The organism is Pseudomonas sp. B21-012 (assembly GCF_024749305.1).
In the GTDB taxonomy this organism is placed as follows: Bacteria; Pseudomonadota; Gammaproteobacteria; order Pseudomonadales; family Pseudomonadaceae; genus Aquipseudomonas.
Genome location: NZ_CP087197.1, coordinates 487,930 through 507,193, shown reverse-complemented (window position 1 = coordinate 507,193; position 19,264 = coordinate 487,930). Strand labels below are relative to the sequence as shown.

11 protein-coding genes and 1 pseudogene are annotated in these 19,264 nt (G+C 61.9%); 5 read left to right on the top strand and 7 right to left on the bottom strand.

Features of this window, described 5'->3' with window-relative positions; genetic code table 11:
• Positions 1 to 40: 40 nt before the first annotated feature.
• From LOY37_RS02230 to LOY37_RS02215, 4 genes are read right to left on the bottom strand one after another with little or no spacing between them, the layout of a single operon-like run.
• On the bottom strand, positions 41 to 1,441 hold the full coding sequence (locus tag LOY37_RS02230) for a PIG-L deacetylase family protein (protein ID WP_258716228.1): 1,401 nt from the start codon (positions 1,439 to 1,441) through the stop codon (positions 41 to 43).
• Complete coding sequence (locus LOY37_RS02225) at positions 1,438 to 2,334, bottom strand: antimicrobial resistance protein Mig-14 (RefSeq protein ID WP_258716227.1); 897 nt, start codon at positions 2,332 to 2,334, stop codon at positions 1,438 to 1,440. The genes LOY37_RS02230 and LOY37_RS02225 overlap by 4 nt, the downstream gene beginning before the upstream one ends.
• Positions 2,334 to 3,464: a glycosyltransferase gene (locus LOY37_RS02220; RefSeq protein WP_258716226.1), complete on the bottom strand. Its 1,131-nt coding sequence runs from the start codon at positions 3,462 to 3,464 to the stop codon at positions 2,334 to 2,336. Before LOY37_RS02220 ends, LOY37_RS02225 begins: the two co-directional genes overlap by 1 nt.
• Positions 3,448 to 5,205 carry a carbamoyltransferase gene (locus LOY37_RS02215; RefSeq protein ID WP_038997493.1) on the bottom strand — a complete coding sequence of 586 codons (1,758 nt, stop codon included), beginning with the start codon at positions 5,203 to 5,205 and terminating at the stop codon, positions 3,448 to 3,450. The genes LOY37_RS02220 and LOY37_RS02215 overlap by 17 nt, the downstream gene beginning before the upstream one ends.
• Before the next feature lie 311 nt (positions 5,206 to 5,516).
• Between LOY37_RS02215 and LOY37_RS27455 the strand changes: the two are divergent.
• A pseudogene (locus LOY37_RS27455) lies at positions 5,517 to 6,343 on the top strand (lipid II-degrading bacteriocin).
• A 468-nt stretch (positions 6,344 to 6,811) separates the two neighbouring features.
• Here LOY37_RS27455 and LOY37_RS02205 read toward each other — a convergent pair.
• A complete protein-coding gene (locus LOY37_RS02205) occupies positions 6,812 to 7,648 on the bottom strand; it encodes a 23S rRNA (adenine(2030)-N(6))-methyltransferase RlmJ (protein ID WP_045193787.1) in 837 nt (278 codons plus the stop codon).
• Positions 7,649 to 7,774: 126 nt separating this feature from the next.
• On the bottom strand, positions 7,775 to 9,259 hold the full coding sequence (gene putP / locus LOY37_RS02200; protein WP_045193789.1) for a sodium/proline symporter PutP: 1,485 nt from the start codon (positions 9,257 to 9,259) through the stop codon (positions 7,775 to 7,777).
• Positions 9,260 to 9,611: 352 nt separating this feature from the next.
• On the opposite strand from putP, the gene putA reads away from it, so the two are divergent.
• Positions 9,612 to 13,565 (top strand): trifunctional transcriptional regulator/proline dehydrogenase/L-glutamate gamma-semialdehyde dehydrogenase, encoded by a 3,954-nt coding sequence (putA, locus tag LOY37_RS02195; protein ID WP_258716224.1) that lies wholly within the window; start codon positions 9,612 to 9,614, stop codon positions 13,563 to 13,565.
• A 280-nt stretch (positions 13,566 to 13,845) separates the two neighbouring features.
• Here putA and LOY37_RS02190 read toward each other — a convergent pair whose 3' ends face one another.
• Positions 13,846 to 14,445 carry a hypothetical protein gene (locus LOY37_RS02190; RefSeq protein ID WP_258716223.1) on the bottom strand — a complete coding sequence of 200 codons (600 nt, stop codon included), beginning with the start codon at positions 14,443 to 14,445 and terminating at the stop codon, positions 13,846 to 13,848.
• 189 nt (positions 14,446 to 14,634) lie between these two features.
• On the opposite strand from LOY37_RS02190, the gene LOY37_RS02185 reads away from it, so the two are divergent.
• Genes LOY37_RS02185 through LOY37_RS02175 form a run of 3 tightly spaced genes read left to right on the top strand, consistent with a single transcriptional unit; the run spans position 14,635 to position 19,243 of the window.
• Positions 14,635 to 16,437: an acyl-CoA dehydrogenase gene (locus LOY37_RS02185; protein WP_258716222.1), complete on the top strand. Its 1,803-nt coding sequence runs from the start codon at positions 14,635 to 14,637 to the stop codon at positions 16,435 to 16,437.
• A 32-nt stretch (positions 16,438 to 16,469) separates the two neighbouring features.
• Positions 16,470 to 17,912 carry a TldD/PmbA family protein gene (locus LOY37_RS02180; RefSeq protein ID WP_093376844.1) on the top strand — a complete coding sequence of 481 codons (1,443 nt, stop codon included), beginning with the start codon at positions 16,470 to 16,472 and terminating at the stop codon, positions 17,910 to 17,912.
• The gene (locus LOY37_RS02175) at positions 17,912 to 19,243 is read left to right on the top strand and encodes a TldD/PmbA family protein (RefSeq protein ID WP_258716221.1); all 1,332 of its coding nucleotides are present in this window, start codon (positions 17,912 to 17,914) and stop codon (positions 19,241 to 19,243) included. Before LOY37_RS02180 ends, LOY37_RS02175 begins: the two co-directional genes overlap by 1 nt.
• Positions 19,244 to 19,264 lie beyond the last annotated feature (21 nt).

Here is a 19,264-nt window from a genome sequence, read left to right as displayed (position 1 = left end):
CGGCGCTCAGGCCACAGCTTTCAATCTTGTAGCATCGTGATCAGAGCTCACGACGCCAGAACAATTCGTGTCGACGCACAGCCTTGCGAAAGAATTCGTTCTCGCCATAGGGCGAAGGACGACGCCCGGCCAGCCAGCGTTGCAGCAGGCGGCGCAGGCGGCGCTTGAACGGCGCAGGCGGCTGCAGGTCGTGCATCATGCCCAGGGCCATGGCTTTGTCGCGCTGGGCGGGCAGGCCCAGCACCAGGCAGTAGGGAGACCAGGCCTGGGCTGCTTGCAGTTGCGGCGGCAAAGCAATGCCTGCACCGCTATCACCCATGGGCCAGCGGTCGTTGTCATGCAGGTGATTGGCATAGCACAGCAGGGTTTCAGGTTGCCACTCAAGGCCTTGCAGCGCTTCGAGCACAGCAGCCTGGGCGCAGATATGATCAGGGTGCGGATCGAGGGTCGGGTGCGGCATCACCAGCACCTGCGGCCGGGCCCTGAGCAACAATGCACGCAGATCGGCCAGCAGGTTGTTCCAGGTTGGCGCGCCGTCTTCATCACCCGGCAGGGTCAGCGGGTTGAACTGGCGAAACAGGCGGGTATCGGCAAGCCCGGCCTCGCGCGAAGCCATTGGCTCTGCAGGCGCAGCCTGCATGGCCGGGAGTTGCAAGCAGAAATACCCCAGCTGCACGCAGCGAGACTCGGGCACCCCGGCCCAACGCGGCACAGCGATGCTGTCCCAGGCTCGTAAACGGCCTTTCAGGCGCGCAGCCTCAGCCTTTTCCAGGCCCATTTGCTGGTAGTGTTCGGCTTCGATTTCACCGGCAGTCAAGGTCACCACCCAGGTCTCCTCGGCCTGGCTGTAGAAGCCAAAGGCTGCGAGCTCGGCATCATCGGCATGGGGCGCGATGACCATGACCCGGCGCTGGCGAAGATCGGCCTGTGGCGCAACCCATAGCGTTGCCTCGCCCACCAGGCGGCAGTGGCGTCCACGCAGGCGCAACTGTCCAGCCATCAACGGCTCGGCCAGCCCGGTGAGGTTCAGGTAACGCAGGCCGTTCACGCCCCGCTCGAACGTCTGAACGTCGTCACCGCCCAGGCTTACCGCAGGATCAAGGAACCGCCCCAGCCAATTGCTTTTCAGGTGCACCTGAAGAATCACCGTCTGCTCAGCACCAAGCTGCAGCGGCGATTCCAGGCACACAATTCCATCGACCAGTCCGACCGAATGCGCCACACAGTCTGGCGGGAACTGATACTGATAGTCTTCAGCCGGAGAGTAGAACAGATGGTCGGCAAACCACGCCTCGTGGGCGACCCACAACAGCGGCAACAGCAGCAGCGGCAACCACCACTGGACAAAAAACCCCAGGGCGAGCAGCACCAGCAAGCCGATCAGCAGCCCGAGGCGCTTGTTGCGCCGGTGGCGCTTGAGCAACTGCTGCTTGCGGCTCACACCTGAAACACCGGCACGGGGTTGCACCAACGGTCCTTGTACTCGCGATCGGCACGGCCGAAGGAGAACCGCAGGGGTTTGTTACACGCACGGGCATCTTCCCAGGCAGCCTGGGTATTGAGGAAGCTCAGCACGCTACCGGGGCTGAAAGCCTTGGTTTGCGGATCGACACCCCCGTTGATGTACTCGACGCTGATCCACGCTGGCGCTTCGACCCGATAAACCAGCTGGATGGCAATCGGCGCATCGTCAAGAAACAGCACCGAACCGATCAACAGCTCGCGCAAGCGCTCGATCACCTCGGCCATGCGCTCGGCGCCAGTAGCCGGAAACTCCCAGCGGCGCTGGAACAGGTCGCAGTAGATCGCCGCAAGTTCGCTACTGGAAAAATCCGTGACCGGCCGCACCTGGCCGCCCGCCTCTTCCAGCAGGCGCAGTTCGCGTCGCTGGTTGTAGCGAAACTTCTTCGACAGGTCTTCCGGCGTACGCGCCATGGCCAGCGATTCGGCCTGCGCCTTGAGGTTGGCAAAACGGCCCTGGTTGAGCTCGGACAGATAACGTCCGGCATGACGCAGCGGCGCCTGGGCATCGGCAGCGGCGGGCAGGATCAGCTCGGCATTGCCCAGGTCGTACAGGCCTTTTTTGCCCTGACGCTTAAGCACATCTTTGGACAGCGCCAGGTAGCGACCCCAGGTGGGAATCGCAGCCTTGAGCTCGCCGTTTTGCTCCCAGCCCAGGTAACGCACCGGGATCTGCGCCAGGTCAGCCAGCTGTTCAACAACAAGCGGATGGGTGGCGACACTGCCGCCAAACTTTTCCCAGGCCAGGGCGTAGGTTGGCGCATCGATCTGCGTCCAGCCGCGCTCGCGCCAGCCCTGAATATGGTTGAGCATCAGGCCTCCGCTGTCAGGGCACGAACGTGCGGCAATTGCCAGAAGGACTCGCGCACTGCGGCATCGGAGAAGCGCTCACGCAAACGCTCAAGCATGCGCCCGGCGCACTCCTGGCGCTGCCCGGCATCCAGTGCGGCCAGGTGCTGCAAACCTTGCCCAAGACGCTCGGCGTCGCCCAGCGGGAAGAGGATGCCGACACCCTCGACCACCTCGACCGCACCGCCGCAGGCCGTAGCCAGTAGCGGCACGCCGGCGACCATGGCTTCAAGCAGGACCATGCCGAACGGCTCATGGTCGGAGCTCAAGGCGAAGGCGTCAAAAGCACGAAAGTAGCGACGAGCGTCAGGCACCTGACCGAGAAAATCCACGTGCGCGGCGATTCCCAGTTCGGCGGCCTGCTCTTTGAGTTGCTGCTCCAGGCGACCCTTGCCAAGAATGGCCAGGCGAGCGCCGGCCGGCAGTTGCGGCAAGGCCTGGGCAAAACCACGCAGCAAGGTGGCCTGGTCTTTGTCTGGATGCAGGCGGCCGACGTTGCCGACGATCCACGCTTGCGGGTCCAGGCCCAACGCCTCGCGCGCCTGCGCGGCGGGCACCTGGCTGGCCTGCAGCGCCTCGATGTCGATGCGGTTGTAGAGGGTCTGGATACGCTCGGCCGGCCACTTGCGCAGGCATTTGCGCATGTCGTCGCGCACTGCGTCAGAAACACCGAGCAGGCTCAGGCGTTTGCTGAACAGGTTGGCAAACAGCTGGCGGCTGCGGCGCAGGTAGTCACCGAAGGCGTGGTGCACGCCGATCACTGGCAAGTTGCTGCCGAGCAAGGCGATATAGATCGGCTTGAAGCGGTGCGCGATGCAGAAGCTGAACTGGCGGCTGGCGACGATCCGCCGCAAGGCGCGGATCGCCCCCAGCTTAAGGCCACGAATGGCCTTGGAGCTGAACTCGAGGAAAATCACCTCGTCCGAGGCGCAGCCGGCCGCGACCTGAGGGTCGGCAGCGCCGGTCAGGAACACCGTGGTGACCTTGTAGCCGCTACCGTCGAACAGGCTGGCGTACTGGCGCGCACAGTCCAGGAACGGACCGTCATAACCATGACAGAACTGCAGGACGCGTTTTTCAGCCCTGGACGTCATAAGTGTCCGCGCCGTCCTTGACCACCAGGATGTCTTCCATGATCAGGTACTGCAGGTCCGAGCCGAAGAACATGTTCAGCGCATCGGTCGGCGAGCAGATCATCGGCTCGCCACGACGGTTGAGCGAAGTATTCAGCGACACGCCGTTGCCGGTCAGGGTCTCCAGCGCCTTCATCATGTCGTAGTAGCGCGGGTTGTACTCGCGCTTGAGCACCTGGGCGCGCGAGGTGCCGTCTTCGTGGACGACTTCCGGCACGCGGGTCTTCCACTCTTCAGCCACTTCGAAGGTGAAGGTCATGAACGGCGCCGGGTGATCGATCTTGATCATCTGCGGCGCGACGGTGTCGAGCATCGACGGGCAGAAAGGCCTCCAGCGCTCGCGGAACTTGATCTGGTGGTTGATGCGGTCGGCAACGCCTTCCACGCTCGGGCAACCGATGATCGAACGACCGCCGAGGGCACGCGGGCCGAACTCCATGCGGCCCTGGAACCAGGCCACCGGGTTGCCGTCGACCATGATCTTGGCGATCTGCTCGGGCATGTTCTCCAGCTTGCGCCATTTTGGCTGGCTCGGATGACGGGCACAGGCGGCGATCACGTCTTCGTTGGAGTACGCAGGGCCGAGGTAGACGTGCTCCATCTTCTCGACCGGTACACCACGGGCGTGGGACACATAAGCAGCAGCTCCGACCGCGGTGCCGGCGTCGCCGGAAGCCGGCTGGACGAACAGTTCCTTGAGGTCAGGGCGGGCAATGATCTTCTGGTTGAGCTTGACGTTAAGCGCGCAGCCGCCAGCGAAGGCCAGTTTGCCGGTCTCCTTGAGGATGTCGCCCAGGTAGTGGTCGATCATCTGCAGGGCGAGCTTCTCGAACAGCGCCTGCATGCTCGCGGCGTAGTGGATGTACGGCTCGTCGGCGATGTCGCCTTCGCGTTTCGGGCCCAGCCACTCGATCAGTTTTGGCGAGAAGTAGAAACCCTTGCCCTTCTCTTTATAACGACGCAGGCCGATGACATTGGCGTAGTCGGTGTTGATCACCAGCTCGCCATTTTCGAACGAGGCCAGGCGCGAGAAATCGTACTTGCTGGCGTCGCCATAAGGCGCCATGCCCATGACCTTGAACTCGCCATCGAGCATTTCGAAACCGAGGAACTCGGTGATCGCGCCGTACAGGCCACCGAGGGAGTCCGGATCGAAGAATTCCTTGATCTTGTGGATCTTGCCGTTTTCGCCGTAGCCAAAGAAGGTCGTGGCGTATTCGCCCTTACCGTCGATACCGAGGATCGCGGTTTTCTCTTTGAAACCGGAGCAGTGGTAGGCACTGGAGGCGTGGGCCAGGTGGTGCTCGACCGGCTCGATCTTGACCTTTTTGGGGTCGAAGCCCAGTTGCTCCAGGCACCAGACGATCTTCTTGCGGTAACGCTTGTAGCGACGGTTGCCCATCAGGATCGCATCAAGGGCGCGGTCCGGGGCGTACCAGTAACGCTTGGCGTAGTGCCAGCGAGCTTCGCCGAACAGGCTGATCGGGGCGAACGGAATCGCCACCACATCAACGTCGGACGGCTTGATACCGGCCTGCTCCAGGCAGAACTTCGCCGATTCGTAGGGCATGCGGTTCTTTGCATGTTTATCGCGCACGAAGCGCTCTTCTTCAGCGGCGGCAATCAGCTTGCCGTCGATGTACAGGGCCGCGGAAGGGTCATGACTAAGGGCGCCGGACAGGCCAAGAATCGTCAATGCCAAGGGTCTAGCCTCTTCAATCTGTAAAAGTGCGCCTCGGCCCGGAGGGCGGATGGCAGCGAAAGGGCGGGATTATAGCGCATTCACCTGCAACGCGGCACCGGGTGGAACTGGACAGATCGCAGGTGATGAATGAAGGCACCGCGCGGTCATTGCCCGAACGAAAGCCCCACAACGGCATGCACTCATACGACTTCAGCGAAAAGAAAAAGAAACAACTTACATTGCCGTGAGAAGTTTCTATATATACACAAAAGCCCGATAAGAATTAGATAGTCAACACCAGACGACCATCAACAAACAAGGGCACACACATGCAAATTGAACTTGCACCCACAATTGTTTACCCAGATGACTATGGAACCCCTACTTCAAAAGGCGGACAAACACCGCCAGGGCACCCCCTGGTTATTGCCAGAATGTGGAGCCAGCGAAACGAGGCTTATCTATCTGGCAATTGGTGGTCAATGCTTTGCCTCGACCTAAAAAGAGCGCAATACAACAAGCCTCCTTTCTCCCCCGGCCTAATGACCCTGGATCTTATTTGCGCCCACCACGCCGACCAACTAAAAGCGCTCGACCCGACACTAGAAAACAAAGTGGCATGGCATAAGGGGCGCATCAGGGCTAATACTTACGGAGCAGACAAATCACCATCCCTGACAACCGAAGTGCAATTTTCCGGAGGAATTTTTACCGCCACAAAAGCCATCGCGCATGCCATCTATGGCAAAGGGGCAAAAGCCACAGTCTCACTGAAAGACATCGGAATCTCTCCCAGCGTCGAAAAATCCCAGAACTCAAGAGTCTAATCGAGGCTGCAGAAATCGGCTCAACACAAATTGACATCAATGTACCGTATTACACAGGCCAAGACTCGTTCGCAGCCAGGACCTATCTCGGCAATATAACATTGCGAATTATTGGCACAATAACTCGAGACAGCGAGGGAAACGTCAGCTTCTCGGGACAGGCAAAAGCGTACAACGATCTATACGATGCAGAAGCAAGCGATCACAGAATACCTCTCGACGAATCAGCTACTACGGCATTGAGAAGCATGTTCAAAGTCACCAATGCAGTGAGCTACGAAATTGAAATGCCGGGCTCATTGCCAATCAACTATTCAACGACCCCATGAAAGCGCCAACCCTTATAACGACGGCAACTCTACTTCTACCCTCATTACTTCTGACACTAGCATGGATCAGCCTTACATTGGCCGTTCAAGGCATCCCTGAAAACCTGGACGATCCACTCGACACCAGAGGGGTGCCGGCCTCCGCAATCTGGACGGTTATTATCGCCATGCTTGGAGCACCTAGCATCGCGCTCTCAAGCATTGCAAATTTTTTAGCCAATAAGACAAGACACAAAGAGATAGGCCGATCAGTGAGCCTGCTGGCAAACCTTCCGACAATAGCGACTTCATTACTTGGGTTATTTGTTACGACAAGCTATGGCAGCGTGTCTATCGCCACAATACTTCCCGGAGCCTTGTTCCTGGCAAGCGCTGCAGCATCGAGCATCCTGATCCGGGCCCGCTTCAAAGCACCTAGCCAGTAACTGTGGGCAATCAAAGTCTGATTGCCTACCGCCCCTGCCGCGCTTATTCGGCGATCAGCCAATCCATCCGCCAGCTGCCCTGAGTCTGCGCCAGCACCTGCGACAGCCATGGCAACAGCGTGCGCAGTTCTTCTTCCAGGCCCCATGGCGGGTTGGCGATGGCCAGGCCCGAGCCGTTGAGGCCCTGCGGGCTGTCCTGCGGGTGCACATACAGCTCGACCCGCAGCAGTTTAGGCGCGCCGGTGCTGGTCAGGTCCTGGTAGAAGCGCACCAGCTGGCGCTGGTCCTTGATCGGGTACCAGATGGCCGCGACAGTCTGGCGCATGCGACTGATGGTCTCTTTCATCGCCTGGGTGCAACGCTTGAGCTCGTCGGCCTGCTCGAACGGCGGGTCGATGAGCATCACCGCACGCTTTTCCTGCACCGGCAGCAAGGCCCGCGGCACATGCCAGCCCTCGCCCAGGTGCACGGCAACGCGCGGGTCCTTCTTCATGTTGTCTTTGAGCAGGCGACCGTCTTCGGGGTGCTTCTCGTTGAGCAGCACGCGATCCTGCTGACGGGCCAGGCGTCGGGCCAGTTCCGGGGAGCCCGGGTAATAGCGCAGCTCGCCATCGGGGTTCATCTTACGCAGGATGCGCAGGTAGTCTGCGGTGATTTCCGGCAGGTCGTCGCGCCCCCAGAGGCGGCCGATACCTTCCAGCCACTCGCCGGTACGTGTCGCCTGATCGCCCTGCAGGTCGTAAAGACCCAGGCCTGCGTGGGTGTCGAGGTAGGCAAACGGCTGTTCCTTGCGCGACATCAAGGCGATGAGGCGGGTCAGCACAAGGTGTTTGAAGACGTCGGCGTGGTTGCCGGCGTGGAAGGCGTGACGATAGTTCATGGCAACTCCTGCAAGACCGCGCAGTTTACCTTGTCCCGCAGGCGCCGTCAGGCACGGCCCGCCAAAACGACCAAGGCCCGGACTCTTGCGAGGCCGGGCCTTGGTAAGACGCCACTCAACAGTCGATCAATGACCGGCCTTGAACGCCTCGTCGGCGGCTTCGAAGCGCGAAACCATCGCCTTCGAAGGGCTGCCGGCCCGGCTGACGAAGTAGATCGCCAGGGCGCCGAGGATGAAGCCCGGGATGATTTCGTACAGGCCCCAGATGGAGAAGTGCTTCCACACCACCACGGTGATCGCACCGACCAGGATACCGGCCAGTGCGCCGTCACGGGTCATGCCTTTCCACAGTACCGAGATCAGTACCACCGGACCGAAGGCAGCACCGAAGCCGGCCCAGGCGTAGCTGACCAGGCCCAGCACGCGGTTCTCAGGGTTGGAGGCGATCAGGATGGCGACCACGGCCACCAGCAGCACCATGGCGCGACCGACCCAGACCAGCTCCAGCTGCGAGGCACCCTTGCGCAGGAAGGTCTTGTAGAAGTCTTCGGTCAGGGCGCTGGAGCACACCAGCAGCTGGCAGCTCAGGGTACTCATGACAGCCGCCAGGATGGCCGACAGCAAGACACCGGCAATCCATGGGTTGAAGAGGATCTTGGCCAGCTCGATGAACACACGCTCGTGGTTCTCGGTGACCGGGCCTGCGACTTCAGGGTGCGCCGAGAAGTAGGCGATACCGAAGAAGCCCACAGCGCAAGTACCTACCAGGCAGAGGATCATCCAGGTCATGGAGATGCGACGGGCCTTGGCGATCGACTTGACCGAGTCAGCGGCCATGAAGCGCGCCAGGATGTGCGGCTGGCCGAAGTAGCCCAGACCCCAGCCCATCAGCGAGATAATGCCGATGAAAGTGGTGCCCTTGAGCATGTCGAAGTTGCCCGCGTCTTTCAGCTCGATGGCAGCGAAGGTGGTGTCAAGACCGCCGGTTGCGATCAACACGATAACCGGGGTCAGGATCAGGGCGAAGATCATCAGCGTAGCCTGGACGGTGTCGGTCCAGCTCACTGCCAGGAAACCACCAACGAAGGTGTAGGCAATGGTTGCCGCCGCACCAGCCCACAGCGCTGTCTCGTAGGACATGCCGAAGGTGCTTTCGAACAGACGGGCGCCGGCAACGATGCCGGAGGCGCAATAGATGGTGAAGAACACCAGGATCACCACGGCGGAGATGATCCGCAGCAGCCCGCTGTTATCTTCGAAGCGGCTGGAGAAGTAATCCGGCAGGGTCAGCGCATCACCGTTGTGCTCGGTCTGCACCCGCAGGCGGCCGGCAACAAACAGCCAGTTCAGATAGGCACCGATGATCAGGCCGATGGCGATCCAGCTTTCCGACAGGCCCGACATGTAGATAGCGCCCGGCAGGCCCATCAACAGCCAGCCACTCATGTCCGAAGCACCGGCCGAAAGCGCGGTAACCACGCTGCCGAGGCTGCGACCGCCAAGAATATAGTCGGAAAGGTTGTTGGTAGAGCGATAGGCCATGAAGCCGATCAGCACCATTGCCGCGATATAGATCACGAACGTGATCAAGGTTGGATTGCTTACACTCATTGTTGCGCCCTGGCGTTTGTTTTTATGTAGCGACAGCCTCGAAGAGGTTGCACCCAGGCCGCGAATCCTATGCAACAACGCAAAGAGGGTGCAACCTGTTTTTACAATCAAGTTGCACCTCGTCGGAAATTTTGCGTAACAGCAGGTTTTTGCTCCCTTTTGGAGCAAGAAGACCTGTTTTCAGAAGAAAATGCACCACAAACAGCCATTTTTGCTGTGTGGTTTTACCCTCCGGACGAGTAGCACTTTTTTCCTGCATATTTTGGGTTGCACTAGGTTGCACCCAAAATCGCGCACGGCTAATCTTGGCGCCAGCTTAAGCCACAGCCGGTGGCAATAATGAGGATAAGAAATGGCGACGACCACCCTTGGGGTCAAACTCGACGACCCTACCCGTGAGCGACTCAAAGCAGCTGCGACCTCTATCGATCGCACGCCGCACTGGTTGATCAAACAAGCGATCTTCAATTACCTGGAGAAGCTCGAGGGTGGCGCCACCCTGACCGAACTCAACGGTCAGCCCGGCATTCATGCCGACGATGCCGGTGAAGTACAGGCCGACCACGCCCACCAGTGCTTCCTCGAATTTGCCGAAAGCATTCTGCCGCAGTCGGTCTTGCGCTCGGCCATCACCGCCGCCTATCGCCGCCCTGAGCCGGAAGTGGTACCGATGCTGCTGGAGCAGGCGCGCCTGCCGGCCGCCATGGCCGAGGCCACCAACAAGCTGGCCGCCGGCATCGCCGAAAAACTGCGTAACCAGAAGAGCGCTGGCGGCCGTGCCGGCATCGTTCAGGGCCTGCTGCAGGAATTCTCCCTGTCGTCGCAGGAAGGCGTGGCGCTGATGTGCCTGGCCGAAGCCCTGCTGCGCATCCCCGACAAAGGCACCCGCGACGCCCTGATCCGCGACAAGATCAGCACCGGCAACTGGCAGCCGCACCTGGGCAACAGCCCGTCGCTGTTCGTCAACGCCGCCACCTGGGGCTTGCTGCTGACCGGCAAACTGGTCTCGACCCACAACGAATCCGGCCTCACCTCTTCGCTCAGCCGCATCATCGGCAAGAGCGGCGAGCCGATGATCCGCAAGGGCGTCGACATGGCCATGCGCCTGATGGGCGAGCAGTTCGTGACCGGCGAAACCATCGCCGAAGCCCTGGCCAACGCCAGCAAGTTCGAAGCCAAAGGCTTCCGTTATTCCTACGACATGCTCGGCGAAGCGGCGCTGACCGAACATGACGCGCAGAAATACCTGGCGTCCTACGAGCAGGCTATCCATTCGATCGGCAAGGCTTCCCACGGTCGCGGCATCTATGAAGGCCCGGGCATCTCGATCAAGCTCTCGGCCCTGCACCCACGCTACAGCCGCGCCCAGTACGAGCGCGTCATGGACGAGTTGTACCCGCGCCTGCTGTCGCTGACTCTGCTGGCCAAGCAATACGACATCGGCCTGAACATCGACGCCGAGGAAGCCGACCGCCTGGAGCTGTCCCTGGACCTGCTCGAGCGCCTGTGCTTCGAGCCGCAACTGACCGGCTGGAACGGTATCGGTTTCGTCATCCAGGCCTACCAGAAGCGCTGCCCGTATGTGATCGACTACGTCATCGACCTGGCCCGCCGCAGCCGCCATCGCCTGATGATCCGCCTGGTAAAAGGTGCTTACTGGGACAGCGAGATCAAGCGCGCCCAGGTCGAAGGCCTGGAAGGCTACCCGGTGTATACCCGCAAGGTGTACACCGACGTTTCTTACATTGCTTGTGCACGCAAACTGCTGTCGGTGCCGGAAGTCATCTACCCGCAGTTCGCCACCCACAACGCCCACACCCTGTCGGCCATCTACCATATCGCCGGCCAGAACTATTACCCGGGCCAGTACGAATTCCAGTGCCTGCACGGTATGGGCGAGCCGCTGTACGAGCAGGTTGTCGGCAAGGTCGCCGATGGCAAGCTGAACCGTCCGTGCCGCGTGTATGCCCCGGTCGGTACCCACGAAACCCTGCTGGCCTACCTGGTTCGCCGCCTGCTGGAAAACGGCGCCAACACCTCGTTCGTCAACCGTATTGCCGACCAGTCGATCTCGATCCAGGAACTGGTCGCCGACCCGGTCGCCACCATCGAACAGATGGCTACCCAGGAAGGCAATACCGGCCTGCCGCACCCGCGCATTCCGCTGCCGCGTGACCTGTATGGCACCGAGCGGGCCAACTCCGCCGGTATCGACCTGGCCAACGAACACCGCCTGGCTTCGCTGTCCTGCGCCCTGCTGGCCAGCGCCCACAACGACTGGAAAGCCGCGCCGATGCTCGGTTGCGCCTCCAGCACCGAAGCAGCTGCGCCGGTGCTGAACCCGGCTGACCTGCGCGATGTGGTGGGTCATGTCCAGGAAGCCAACGTCACTGACGTCGACAACGCCATCCAGTGCGCGCTCAATGCCGCGCCGATCTGGCAGGCCACCCCGCCGGCCGAACGCGCCGCGATCCTGGAGCGTGCCGCCGACCTGATGGAAGCCGAGATCCAGCCGCTGATGGGCCTGCTCGCCCGTGAAGCCGGCAAGACCTTCGCCAACGCCATCGCCGAAGTGCGTGAAGCCGTCGACTTCCTGCGTTACTACGCCGTCCAGGCGCGCAACGATTTCAGCAACGACGCTCACCGCCCATTGGGCCCGGTAGTGTGCATTAGCCCATGGAACTTCCCCCTGGCGATCTTCAGCGGCCAGGTTGCCGCGGCCCTTGCCGCCGGTAACCCGGTGCTGGCCAAGCCGGCCGAACAGACCCCGCTGGTTGCCGCCCAGGCCGTGCGCCTGCTGCTCGAAGCCGGTATCCCCGAAGGCGTAGTGCAACTGCTGCCGGGCCGCGGCGAAACCGTCGGCGCCCGCCTGGTCGGTGACGATCGGGTCAAAGGCGTGATGTTTACCGGTTCCACCGAAGTCGCCCGCCTGCTGCAACGCAACATCGCCGGCCGCCTGGATGCCCAAGGCCGTCCGATCCCGCTGATCGCCGAAACCGGCGGCCAGAACGCAATGATCGTCGACTCCTCGGCGCTCACCGAACAGGTGGTCATCGACGTCGTATCTTCTGCCTTCGACAGCGCTGGCCAGCGTTGCTCGGCCCTGCGCGTACTGTGCCTGCAGGAAGATTCTGCCGATCGCGTGATCGAAATGCTCAAGGGCGCCATGGCCGAAAGCCGCCTGGGCAACCCTGAACGCCTGGCCGTGGACATTGGCCCGGTGATCGACGCCGAAGCCAAGGCCGGTATCGAGAAGCACATCCAGGGTATGCGCGACAAAGGCCGTACCGTGTACCAGATGGCAATCGCCGATGGTGAAGAGATCAAGCGCGGCACCTTCGTGATGCCAACCCTGATCGAACTGGAAAGCTTCGACGAACTGCAACGCGAGATCTTCGGCCCGGTCCTGCACGTGGTGCGCTACAACCGCAAGAACCTCGACCAGTTGATCGAGCAGATCAACGCCTCCGGCTACGGCCTGACCCTGGGTGTCCACACCCGGATCGACGAAACCATTGCCAAGGTCATCGACAACGTCAATGCCGGTAACGTCTACGTCAACCGCAACATCGTCGGCGCCGTGGTCGGCGTGCAGCCATTCGGCGGTGAAGGCCTGTCCGGTACCGGCCCGAAAGCCGGTGGCCCGCTGTACCTGTACCGCCTGCTGTCGACCCGCCCGGCGGGCGCCATCGAGCAGTCGTTCCAGCGCACCGACGGCGAAAACGCCCCGGACACCCGCCTGCGCGACAGCCTGAGCAAACCGCTGCAAGCCCTCAAAGCCTGGGCGGCGAGCAATCAGCTGAACGACCTGAGCGGCCTGTGCGAGCAGTTCGCCCAGCAATCGCAAAGCGGTATCAGCCGCCTGCTGGCGGGCCCGACCGGCGAGCGCAACAGCTACACCATCCTGCCGCGCGAGCACGTGCTGTGCCTGGCCGAGGTCGAAGCTGACCTGCTGACCCAACTGGCGGCGGTACTGGCCGTGGGCAGCTCGGCGGTGTGGCCGGAAGGCGAGCTGAGCAAGACCCTGCGCAATCGCCTGCCGAAGGAAGTGCAAGCGCGCATCCAACTGGTGGCCGACTGGAACAAGGATGACTTGGTATTCGACGCCGTCCTCCACCATGGCGACTCCGACCAACTGCGCGCCGTGTGCGAGCAGGTGGCCAAGCGCGCCGGCGCCATCGTCGGTGTTCACGGCCTGTCGTCGGGTGAAACCGCGATTGCCCTGGAGCGCCTGGTGATCGAGCGCGCGCTGAGCGTCAACACCGCTGCTGCCGGTGGTAACGCGAGCCTGATGACTATCGGCTGATAGCCAGCAGCGCCTCTATCGCGGGTCAAGCCCGCTCCTACAGCGTAGGAGCGGGCTTGACCCGCGATGCTTTCTAGCCCAGAAACTTCGCACGTTGATGACGTACCAGCCACCCCAGGCTACCCGCCTTCACGACCTCGGAAGCAATGACGAAAACCAGGGGATCTGACCGCCACGAAGACTACCCTGGACATAAAAGACTATAAAAAATGCATCCATCCCACCCCACCAAAACCGGGTCATACGTGGGAGCTGATTCATAGGCTGACGACTGAAGGCCTCAGACATCAACAAAGATCCCGATGAAAAAACCTGCCAGCAAAACCACGAGAAAAGACACCAGCACTATCCAAACCAGAATCCCGACCGACATCCAGGCCCAATTCAGGAGTGACAAGCGGGAATTAGACTGGCCTTTCGGGTCGCCTACGCAGGTGTTTATCGCTCCCTGAATCCTGGCCATTACCCAAAGAATCACGACATCCATAGCCAATACCGCACTCAACAACGGCAGCGGCGCCAGCTCCATCATCTGGTTTGCCCACAACGAGAACGCTGTCAGCAGGATCAAGGCGCATACCAACCAGAACGGTGACCACCTGTAGCTACGGCCAGACAGGTGTAATTGCCGATCGACCCTGCTCAGCAGGCTGTAAAGAAACAGAATGCCGAAGATGCTTCTTACCAGCGGTAACACTCGCTCCCCGGTTTCCCGCCGGTAGAGCGCCCAGCTTTGGTAATGGCAAAAAGCCCAATAAAAGCCAAAGGTGAACAGGTTCATCACGATCATCTTTCTGATCGATACGACGAAGAACATTGGCCCCCTGCCTGAAGCATCAGAGAGATCAGGGCTCATCGAAGCGGTGCTGTTAGTGGTCATGGCTACGGCCTTCGGTAATGGGCCGACTATCAAAGCCTGCTCGTGCATCACAGATCTGCCCTCTGGCTCCTAAGCAAGGGTACGAACATTCCCAAACGCCTTGTGCCTTGCCATCACCCGCATCTATTTCACTGTGCAGTAGCAACGTCACTACCTAGACTCGGCCCATCCCCAGACAGGAATGCCGCCATGTCCGAGACCCTGCTCAGCGCCCGCAACCTGGCCTTCGAACTCTACGAAGTGCTCGATGCCGAGGCCCTGACCCAACGCCCGCGCTTTGCCGAGCACAACCGCGAAACCTTCGATGCCGCGCTGAGCACTGCGCGGACCATCGCCGAGAAGTATTTCGCCCCGCACAATCGCAAGGGCGACGAGCACGAGCCGCGCTATGAAAATGGCGAGGCGCTGTTGATCCCCGAGGTCAAGCCTGCGGTCGATGCCTTCCTTGAAGCCGGCTTTCTCAACGCCAGCCGTGACTTCGAGGCCGGTGGCATGCAGTTGCCGACCCTGCTCTCGCAAGCCTGTTTCGCCCACTTCCAGGCGGCCAACGCCGGGACCACGGCCTACCCGTTCCTGACCATGGGCGCCGCCAACCTGATTGAAAGCTTTGGCAGCGACGAGCAGAAGCGCCTGTTCCTGCAACCCATGATCGAAGGCCGCTTCTTCGGCACCATGGCCCTGACCGAGCCGCACGCCGGTTCGTCCCTGGCCGATATTCGCAGCCGCGCCGAGCCAGTCGGCGATGGCAGCTACCGGCTGCGCGGCAACAAGATATTCATTTCCGGCGGCGACCATCCATTGTCGGAGAACATCGTGCATATGGTCCTGGCCAAGCTGCCCGATGCGCCGCCCGGGGTGAAGGGCATTTCGCTGTTTATCGTGCCCAAGTTCCTGGTCAACGCCGACGGCAGCCTCGGCCCGCGCAACGATGTGTTGCTGGCCGGGTTGTTCCACAAGATGGGCTGGCGCAGCACCACGTCGACGGCGCTGAACTTCGGCGACAACGGCCAGTGCGTCGGCTACCTGGTGGGCAAGCCACACCAGGGCCTGGCCTGCATGTTCCAGATGATGAACGAGGCGCGTATCGGCGTCGGCATGGGCGCGGTGATGCTTGGTTATGCCGGCTATCTGTACTCGCTGGAGTACGCCCGCCAGCGTCCGCAAGGGCGCCTGCCAGACAACAAGAACCCGGCCACCGCTGCCGTGCCGATCATCAATCACAGCGACGTCAAGCGCATGCTGCTGACCCAGAAGGCCTACGTCGAAGGCGCCTTTGATCTGGGCCTGTACGCCGCGCGGCTGTTCGATGACACCCAGAGCGGCGAAAGCGATACGGTTCGCCAGCAAGCCCATGAACTGCTCGACCTGCTGACGCCGATCGTCAAATCCTGGCCTTCGGAGTTTTGCCTCAAGGCCAACGAGCTGGCCATCCAGATTCTCGGCGGCCATGGCTACACCCGCGAGTACCCGGTCGAACAGTACTACCGCGACAACCGCCTGAATCCGATTCACGAAGGCACCCACGGCATCCAGTCGCTGGACCTGCTCGGGCGCAAGCTGGCGCAGAACGGTGGTGCCGGGCTCAAGCAACTGGTCCGCCTGATCGCCAGCACCTGCGAGAGAGCCCATCCGCACGGCAGCCTGGATCGTCTGCGAGTACCGCTGGAGCAGTTGCTCAATCGCCTGCAGGAAGTGACCCTCGGCCTGCTCGGCGACCTGGCCCAGGGCCAGGTCAATGCCGCCCTGGCCAACTCGGCGCTGTATCTAAAGGCTTTCGGTCACTGCGTGATCGGCTGGCGCTGGCTGGAGCAGGCAATCCACGCCGAACAAGGCCTGGCCCGAGGCAACCCGGCCGATCGCGACTTCTACCTGGGCAAATTGCAGGCCGCGCGTTATTTCCTGACCTGGGAAGTGCCGGGCTGCCATAATGAGCTGGCATTGCTCGCGGCCCGTGACGATACCTGCCTGAGCATGCACGACGAGTGGTTCTGAGGGGGAACCACCGCGCACACGGAGGTTCCCGCATGTTCGAGTTGACCGCATTGCTGCGCCAGCGCTTCGCCGCCCTGCGCAGCAGTGGCGAATTTTTCTCCCTGCGTTATGTGCAACAAAGCCAGCAACACCTGTCGGTGCGCAAGAATATCGCCGAGCCGCCGTTTCTCAGCCGCGACGAAGGCGCGATGCTCACCGTGCGCGTCCATGGCGTGGAAACCTACGCCGCCACCGCCGACCTCTCGCAAGCCGGCTTGCAGCGTGCCTTGGAGCAAGCTGAGGCACTGGCCCGGCAAATCGCCGGGCGCGCCCTGCTCGACCTGCGCGAGCAACCGCTGGCCACAGGCCGCGCCGATTACTGCTCGCCCAACCTTGAGCAAGCCTTCCCGTCCCTGGCCGACTGCTACGCCCTGCTTGCCCAGGAATCTGCCAGCGTGCCGGACGACAGCCGCCTGGTGAACTGGCAGGCAAGCCTTGGCATCAGCACTATCGAGCAGATCTACCTGAACACCGCCGGCGCTGAACTGCGCCAGGCCCAGCGCTTTATCTACCCGGGTTTCAGCACCACCGCCTTCGACGGCCAGGACAGCCAGACCCGCACCCTGGGCCGGGAAAACTTCGGCCAGCAGGGCGGCCTCGATGTGATCGAGCGTTGCGGCCTGGTTGGTGCCGGGGCCAAAGTCGCCGAGCAGGCCCTGCAACTGCTGCTGGCGCCGAACACCCCCAGTGGTGTGCGCGACCTGCTGTTGATGCCCGACCAGATGATGCTGCAGATCCACGAATCGATCGGCCACCCGCTGGAAATGGACCGCATCCTCGGCGACGAGCGTAATTACGCCGGCACCAGCTTTGTCAAAGCCAGCGACTTCGGCAGCCTGCAGTACGGCTCGAAATTGCTCAACGTGACCTTCGACCCGTCGATCCGCGAAGAGCTTGCCAGCTACAGCCACGACGATGACGGCAGCGCTGCGCACAAGCAGTACCTGATCAAGGACGGTTTGCTGGTCCGCCCGCTCGGTGGTGCCCTGTCGCAGTTCCGTTCCGGCCTTGAAGGGGTGGCCAACAGCCGCGCCTGCGGCTGGAACCGCGCACCGATCGACCGCATGGCCAACCTCAACATCGAGCCGGGGGACAAGACCCTGGCGCAACTGATCGGCGGTATCGAGCAGGGCATCCTGATGCGCACCAACCGCTCGTGGTCGATTGATGATGCGCGCAACAAGTTCCAGTTCGGCTGCGAATGGGGCCAACTGATCGAAAACGGCGAGCTCAAGGGCGTGGTCAAGAATCCCAACTACCGCGGCATCTCCGCCCGGTTCTGGGGCAATCTCAGCGCCGTCGGTGACGCCAGCACCTTACAGGTACTGGGCACGCCAAACTGCGGCAAGGGCGAGCCCAACCAGGTGGTACGCGTGGGCCACGCCTCCCCCGCCTGCGTATTCAGCCAGATCGACGTATTCGGAGGAGACGCCTGATGGCTGCCACCCCACTGCAAAGTTTCCAGCACCTGGTCGCCAGCCTGCGCGACGCGGTGTGCGCGCCAGAGCATTTCACCTTGAGCTACAGCGGCGAGCACTCGCAGTTCATCCGCTTCAACCACGCCAGGGTGCGCCAGGCCGGCGAAGTGCAACAGGCCAGTTGCGTGCTCAAGCTGGTCGCCGACGGGCGCCAGGCCGAGCTGCAGTTCACCCTCGGCAACGACGCCGAGGTCGATCAGCTGCGCCTGCAACAAGCCCTGGAGCAACTGCGCCAGACCCTGCCGCTGCTTGAGCCCGACCCTTACCTGCAACTCAATGACAGCGCCTGGCACAGCCATAGCGTGCAGGATCAAGCGCTGCCAGACAGCGCTGCGGTGCTGGCGCAGATCGAGCAAGGCGCGGGTGATCTGGACCTGGTTGGCATCTACGCCGCGGGCCCGATCTGCCGGGGTTTTGCCAGCTCGTTCGGGGCCTTTGGCTGGCACCAGGCCAACAGTTTCAACTTCGACTGGAGCCTGTTCCACAGCAACGGCGAGGCGGTCAAAGCCAACTATGCCGGCCAGTCCTGGGACGGCGAAGCCTTCGCCCTGCGCCTGCAGCAGGCCCGCGAACAGCTCGACTACCTCGGCCGCCCGCTGAAAAAGCTCGCCCCCGGTCAGTACCGCGCCTACCTGGCACCGGCAGCGCTGGACGAGATCATGGGCATGCTCTGCTGGGGCGGCTTCTCGGCCCAGGCCATCGCCACCAAGAACAGCCCGCTGCAACGCCTGTACAGCGCCGATGCCAGCCTGAGCCCGTTGGTCCAGATAAGCGAGCAGGTCAGCGGCTCGCTGAGCCCGTCGTTTTCGGACGAAGGCCTGGTGCGCAGCGACCTGCGCCTGATTGACCAGGGCCGGGCCCACGATCGGCTGATCTGCGCCCGTAGCGCCGCCGAGTTCGAACTGGCGGCCAACGGTGCCGATAGCTACGAGTCGCCATGCGCGCTGAGCATGGCCGGCGGCGAGCTTGCGCAGAGCGAAGTCCTCGCCCGCCTGGGCACCGGCCTGTACATCAGCAACCTCTGGTACCTGAACTACTCGGACCTGCCCGCTGCGCGCATGACCGGCCTGACCCGCTTCGCCACCTTCTGGGTCGAGAACGGCGAGATCCAGGCGCCGGTGAGCACCATGCGCTTTGACGACAGCGTCTACAGTTTGCTGGGTTCGCAACTGGAGGCATTGACGACCGAACGCGAGCTGATTCTGTCGACCAGCACCTACGGCCAGCGCCAGACCAGTTCGAGCCATTTGCCGGGAGCGTTGGTCAAACGCCTGACGTTGACACTGTAATTAGCCCATCGCGGGTCAAGC